Source organism: Kitasatospora sp. NPDC023118 (genome assembly GCF_055560875.1).
Window position 1 is genome coordinate 66,782 of sequence record NZ_JBVHHW010000034.1, and the last position, 6,308, is coordinate 73,089.

Below are 6,308 nucleotides of genomic sequence, written 5' to 3' on the forward strand. Positions count from 1 at the left end.
CAGGAGCGCGATCCGGTGCCGGACTCGCGGCGGTGGGTCAGACCGGTACCTCGACATAGGTGCGGCCGGCCGGGACCGCCACCGCGGTGCCGCCGGTCGCCTCGGCCAGCCAGGTGTGGAACGCGGCTACCTCCGGCTCCGGCACGCCCACCTCGATCCGCACCCCGGCCGCCTCGTAGGCGAGGTCGCTCACCGCGTAGCCGGCGGCCCGCAGGTCGTTCTCCACCCGCCCCGCGCGCACGTGGTCCGCCGTCACCGCGAGCAGCGCGACCGGCCGCCGCTCCAGCAGGCCGATCTCGTCGACCGCCGCCGACACCGCGTTCCCGTACGCCCGCACCAGGCCGCCGGCGCCGAGCTTGATCCCGCCGAAGTACCTGGTCACCACGGCGACGGTGTCGGTCAGGCCGCGTCGGCGCAGCACCTCCAGCATCGGCACGCCGGCCGTGCCGCCGGGCTCGCCGTCGTCGCTGGAACGCTCGCGGCGCTGCTCGTCGCCGACCACGAAGGCGGTGCAGTTGTGCCGGGCGTCCCAGTACCGCTTGCGGATGCCGGCGATGAAGGCCTGCGCCTCGTCCTCGTCGGCGACCCGGGCGAGGTGGCAGATGAAACGGGACTTCTTGATCTCGGTCTCGTGGCTGCCGGCCCGCCGGACGGTGAGGTACGGCCTGGTGGTCGGCTCCGGCGTGGCGGACATGGCGCGGTGGTTCTCCCGGGAACGGCGACGGCTGGCGGCGCGCACCCCGGGCGTCCGGGGCGGCACCGCCAGCCTAGTTGGCGTGCGGCCGGAGGGTCAGCGGCCGGCGAGGGCGTCCAGCTGCGCGCGGTCGAGGCCGGTCAGCGCGGTGACCTCGGCCGGGTCGACGGCGCCGCAGTCCAGGCCGCGCAGCAGGTAGCCGCTGAGCGCCCGGGCGGTGGCCGGCTCGTCCATCACGTCCCCGCCCGCCTTGGCGACGTACGCGGCCAGCCGGGCGGCGGCGGCCGCCAGGCCCTCGCGGTAGAAGGAGTACACCGCGACGTAGCGGGTCGGCAGGTGCGCCGGGTGCATGTCCCAGCCCTGGTAGTAGGCGCGGGCCAGCGAGCGGCGGACCAGGTCGTGGTGGAGCTTCCAGGCGGCGTGCACCTGCTCGGTGGAGCCGGTGGGGATCACGTTGGTCGAGCCGTCGGACAGCCGGACCCCGGTGCCGGCCGCGGCCACCTGCATGACCGCCTTCGCGTGGTCGGCGACCGGGTGGTCCAGGCTCTGGTGGGCCGCGCTGACCCCGCAGGAGGCGCTGTAGTCGAAGGTGCCGTAGTGCAGCCCGGTGGCACGGCCCTCGGCGGCCTCGATCATGAGGGCGACGGTGGCGCGGCCGTCCGGGCCCAGGATGGCCTGGGTGGTCTCGATCTGGATCTCGAAGCCGATCCGCCCTGCTGGCAGCCCGGCGCGGCGCTCGAAGTCCTCCAGCAGCCGGACCAGGGCGGTGACCTGCTCCGCGTAGGTGACCTTGGGCAAAGTCAGCACCAGGCCCTCCGGCAGGCCGCCGTTCGCCAGCAGGGTGGCGAGGAAGAGCTCCAGGGTGCGGATGCCGCGGGCGCGGACGGGCGCCTCCATGCACTTGATCCGGATGCCGATGTACGGCGGCGCGCTGCCCTCGGCCACCGCGGCGGCGACCAGTCCGGCGGCGCGGACGGCGGCGGCGTCCTCCTCGGCGTCCGGGCGGGGGCCGTAGCCGTCCTCGAAGTCGATCCGCAGGTCCTCGATCGGCTCGCGCCGTAGCTTGGCGCGGACCCGGGCGTGCACGTCGGCGAGCAGCCCGTCATCGGCGACGCCGAGGGCGCGGGCCAGCTCGGCAGGGGTGCCGGCGTGGGTGTCGAAGGCCTCCAGGGCCTGGCGGCCCCACTCCCGCACGGTGTCGGCGCCGAAGGCGTCCGCCGGGACGTAGACGGTGTGCACCGGCTGCCGGGTACCGGAGTCGCCCGGGTAGCGGCGCACCAGATCGGCGTCCACCGGGGCGAGCAGCGCCTCGACGGCGGCACGGGCGGTGGCGGAGAAGGAGGCCCCGCCCGTCGGCCCGGTTCCGTCGACCTCGACCTGCGACATCCGCACTCCTCCATACCGAACCAGCGCTTCAACAATTTGTTGAGGCGAAGGTAGCTCCGGTGGGGTCGGGCGTCAATGGCCGACCGAGCGGTGGACGGAGGGTGTCGGCGCGGGTTCAGTCCCTCCCGGCGGCGGTGTAGCGGTCGCGGAGCTGCGGGTAGAGCTCGGCCACCTCCTTGGGGTGGACCGAGCCGTCCGGGCCCTTGCCGCTGACGCCGTACTCGGCGGTCAGCCAGGCGGCGAGGCGCTGGGGGTCGGGCTCGTGACCGTGGTTGTCGATGTACGAGACCAAGGCGTCGTAGGCGATGTCCTGGTCGAGGGCCGTGGGCGCCGGGCGGTGTTCGGGCTGCTCGGCTTGGACGGGCTCCTCGGCCGGAGCGGGCTGCTCGGCCTGGGTCGGCCGCTCGGCCCGGGTCTGCTGGCCGGCCGGAGCCGGCTGTGACCCGGCCGGCTCGGCCTGCGGGACGACCGGGTGCTGGGCCTGCGGCCGGGGCGCCTGGGCAGGGGCCGGGGCGGGCTCCTCGGCGACCGGGCGCGGCGGCTTGAACCACGGCGAGGCCTGGCCTGGCACCCGCCCGCCCGGTGCGGGGTCGGCCGAGTGACCGGTGGTGCGGACCGGGCGCTCGGTCCAGACGTTCAGCTCCTCGCCACGGGGCTGCGGGGCGGCGTCCGCCGCCTCCTCCGGCTCCTGGGCGGCGCGCAGGCGAACGGCGTGCAGCTTCGCCAGCATCGGCGCGGCGACCTCGGCGGACATCGGCGCGGCAGCTGCGGCAGCCGCGGGGGCTGCGGGGGCCTGGGCCTCGGCGGAGGGCTGTGCCTGGGGCTGAACCTGGTCCTGGCCCTTGTCCTGCGCCTGCGCCTGGGACGGTTCAGGCCGGGCTTGATGCAGGTACTGGGGCCGCTGGGGCTGGGCCGCGCTCGCGGCGCGGGCGGGGTCCGGGCCGCCGACCGGGGGAACCGCCGGGGCGATGGCCGCGGCGGCGCGGCTCTGCTGGAGCTGAAGTTCGAGCTCCTTGGCCTCCTTCTCCGCCTGGACCTCCTTGGCCTCGCGCTCGCGGGCCTCCTCGTCCAGCCGGTCGAGCAGCGACGGGTCCAGCGGGACGCCGAACTTGGCGAGCTTGAGGGGCAGCAGCGCCTGGATCGGCGCCGAGCGGCGCCAGCCACGGCCGTACCGGAAGCGCAGCTGAGCGCGGTAGACCAGGCGGTTCTGCTCCAGCCGGATGACCTCCTCGTAGGAGCGCAGCTCCCAGAGCTTCATCCGCCGCCAGAGCCGGAAGGTCGGCACCGGGGAGAGCACCCAGCGCATCACCCGGACCGATTCCATGTGACGGTCGGCCGTGATCGCCGCGATCCGGCCCACCGCGTGCCGGGAGGCCTCGACCACGACGACGAACAGCACCGGGATGACGGCGTGCATCCCCATGCCGAGCGGGTCGCCCCAGGAGGCGGCCGCGTTGAAGGCGATGGTGGCGACGGTCAGCAGCCAGGCCGTCTGACGCAGCATCGGGAAGGGGATCCGCAGCCAGGTCAGCACCAGGTCGAGGGCGAGGAGCACGACGATGCCCGCATCGACGCCTATCGGGAAGGCGTAGGAGAAGGCACCGAAACCTTTCTCCAGGGCCAGCTCGCGCACCGCGTTGTACGAGCCCGCGAACCCGATGCCCGAGATGATGCAGGCGCCGGCCGCGACCAGGCCGAGCAGGCCGCGATGGGCCTTGGTGAGCGTTGGGCGTGCCATTACGTCTATCAACCCCTGGATGTCGGCTGCTGCCGTACGCGCCTCGGCTGCCGGTTCCCGCCTATCGGGCCGCCGGACGGCTGAGCAACCTCCGGGCTCGGCCCATCGGAGTTTACTCGTACGCGTGTTTCGGCTTTTCCTCAGCCTGGAGCGTCACGTCACGGCACGGAGCGACCCTGCCCGCCGAAATCGGTCAGACCGTCAGCGGTTTTGCCCCGCCGTGCCGTTGAGGTAGGCGAGCACGGCCATCACCCGACGGTTGGCGTCCTCGTCCGGGGCGAGGCCGAGCTTGCTGAAGATGTTGGCGATGTGCTTGGCCACAGCGCCGTCGCTCACTGAGAGGCGGGCGGCGATCGCCGAATTGGAGCAGCCCTCGGCCATCAACTCCAGCACCTCGCGCTCGCGCGGGGACAGCCCGAGCAGCGGGCCGGGTCGGCGCGCGGTGGTCTGCATCAGCTGGGCGATCACGTCCGGGTCCATCGCCGTCCCGCCCGCAGCCACCCGGCGGACCGCGTCGATGAACTGGCCGGCGTTGAACACCCGGTCCTTCAGCAGGTAGCCGATCCCGCCCGTGCCGTCGGCCAGCAGCTCCCGCGCGTACAGCTGCTGGACGTGCTGGGACAGCACCAGCACCGGCAGGCCCTGGATCTCCCGGCGCGCCTTGAGCGCGGCCTGCAGCCCCTCGTCGGTGAGCGTCGGGGGCAGCCGGACGTCGACCACGGCCACGTCCGGGCGGTGGGTCAGCAGCGCCTCCAGCAGCTCGGGGCCGGTCTCCACGGCGGCCGCGATGGTGAAGCCGTGCGCTTCCAGTAGCCGGATCAGGCCTTCGCGAAGGAGGTAGAGGTCCTCGGCGAGGACAACTCGCACGGCAACTCCAAGGTGATGGTGGTGGGACCGCCCGACGTGCTGTCGATGGCGAGGACACCGTCGAAGGTACCCAATCGGCGTTCGATCCCGCGCAGGCCCGTACCCCGGGACGGATCCGCCACACCCACGCCGTCGTCCGTCACCGTGACCCGTAGGGAGCCGGCCCGGTACAGGATGTCCACCCACACCTGGTCCGCCCCGGAGTGCTTGGCCGCGTTGGCCAGCAGCTCGCAGATGCTGAAGTACGCGGCGGCCTCCACCGGAGCCGGCAGCCGGTCCGGCAGGCTCACGAACACCTCCGTCGGCAGCGCGCTGTCCAGCGCCAACGCCCGGACGGCGTCGCCCAGTCCGCGCTCGGCGAGCACCGGCGGGTGGATACCGCGGACCAGGTCGCGCAGTTCCTGCAGCGCCCGGGCCGAGGACTGCCGGGCCTCGGAGAGCAGTTCCCGCGCGGCCGCCTGGTCGGTGTCCATCAGGTGCTCGATGGTGCCCAGCGTCATCCCGATCGCGACCAGCCTCGCCTGGGCGCCGTCGTGCAGATCGCGCTCGATCCGCCGCAGCTCAGCCGCCTGGTTGCCCACCGCGTCCGCCCGGCTCTCGGTCAACTCGGCCACCCGCCTGGTCAGCTGGGCGTGCGTGGCCCGACCGTCCTGGTCCAGCACCCGGCGGGCCACCTCCGCGTACCCGCGCACCGCGTACGGTGCGACGAGTATCCCGGCGAGCACCATGCCGATCCCGACCCCGATGCTCAGCAGGATCGACATCATGCGCGGGCTCATCGGGCCGAACCCGTCCGCGGGAACCGGCCCCGCCAGGGTGTAGGCGGCACCCAGCACCAGCAGCACCACCACCGGACCGGCCAAGGCGGCAGCAAGGACAGGGTTCACCACCAACCAGACCAGCTCGGCGCGGGTGGTACGGTCCCGCAGGCCCCAGTGGACCAGCTGCGCGAACTTCGCGACCGTCCGCGAGCGGTGGTAGGAGTACCCCGTCCACCAGTGCCCGCGCTCGTCCGACTCCAGCTCCGGCCGCGGCTCGTAGACCGCCGGAAGACGTATGCCGTACCAGTGTTCCAGGAACCTGCGGGTACGGTCCGCGGTCCTCCGGACGAGGGCGGTGGCCACCACGGAGCCCGCGACCAGCGCGGCCACGAGGGCGATCAGGGGCGCCGGGGAGTAGTCCGCGAGGAACTGAGCCGTCACCACCCCCGTCAGGATGGCCGCCACCACCGGCAGCGCGAACCCCGCGACCGCGGCCAGCGCCACCTGAGCCAGCCGGGCCAGCCCCTGGACGCCGGCCTCGAAGGCCGCCCGGGTCTGCGCACGTACGGACGTGCCGCTCGTACTAGTCACTGTGGTCACGCAAGCTCCTGATGCCGGTACCGATCGTCCTTCATCAGTGTTCACGAACGACCCGCTCCGGACACTGGCCATGGCACCCCAAATCCGAGGTAGACCTAGGTCCACCTGTCGGTGGTCGGAGCAACACCCGCCAGTTGAGACGATCCGAAAATGCGAGAAGGCCCCACCCGGAAACCGGGTGGGGCCTTCTCTGAATGATTGTTCGGCGGCGTCCTACTCTCCCACAGGGTCCCCCCTGCAGTACCATCGGCGCTGTGAGGCT

Annotated in this window: 5 protein-coding genes; all 5 read right to left on the reverse strand. The window is 73.2% G+C overall.

The features are described 5' to 3' along the window. Window positions 1-37: 37 nt before the first annotated feature. Window positions 38-694 carry a YigZ family protein gene (locus ACZ3UD_RS31960; RefSeq protein ID WP_465595570.1) on the reverse strand — a complete coding sequence of 219 codons (657 nt, stop codon included), beginning with the start codon at window positions 692-694 and terminating at the stop codon, window positions 38-40. A gap of 96 nt (window positions 695-790) precedes the next feature. Next, window positions 791-2,080, reverse strand: coding sequence for a DUF6986 family protein (locus ACZ3UD_RS31965; RefSeq protein ID WP_465595573.1), 1,290 nt, complete (start codon window positions 2,078-2,080; stop codon window positions 791-793). Window positions 2,081-2,195: 115 nt separating this feature from the next. Continuing rightward, the gene (locus ACZ3UD_RS31970; protein ID WP_465595576.1) at window positions 2,196-3,818 is read right to left on the reverse strand and encodes a DUF2637 domain-containing protein; all 1,623 of its coding nucleotides are present in this window, start codon (window positions 3,816-3,818) and stop codon (window positions 2,196-2,198) included. A gap of 201 nt (window positions 3,819-4,019) precedes the next feature. Then, window positions 4,020-4,685, reverse strand: coding sequence for a response regulator transcription factor (locus ACZ3UD_RS31975; RefSeq protein ID WP_380614901.1), 666 nt, complete (start codon window positions 4,683-4,685; stop codon window positions 4,020-4,022). Continuing rightward, entirely contained in the window at window positions 4,637-6,046 is a 1,410-nt protein-coding gene (locus ACZ3UD_RS31980) for a sensor histidine kinase (RefSeq protein WP_465595581.1), read from the reverse strand. Before ACZ3UD_RS31980 ends, ACZ3UD_RS31975 begins: the two co-directional genes overlap by 49 nt. Between the last annotated feature and the right edge of the window lie 262 nt (window positions 6,047-6,308).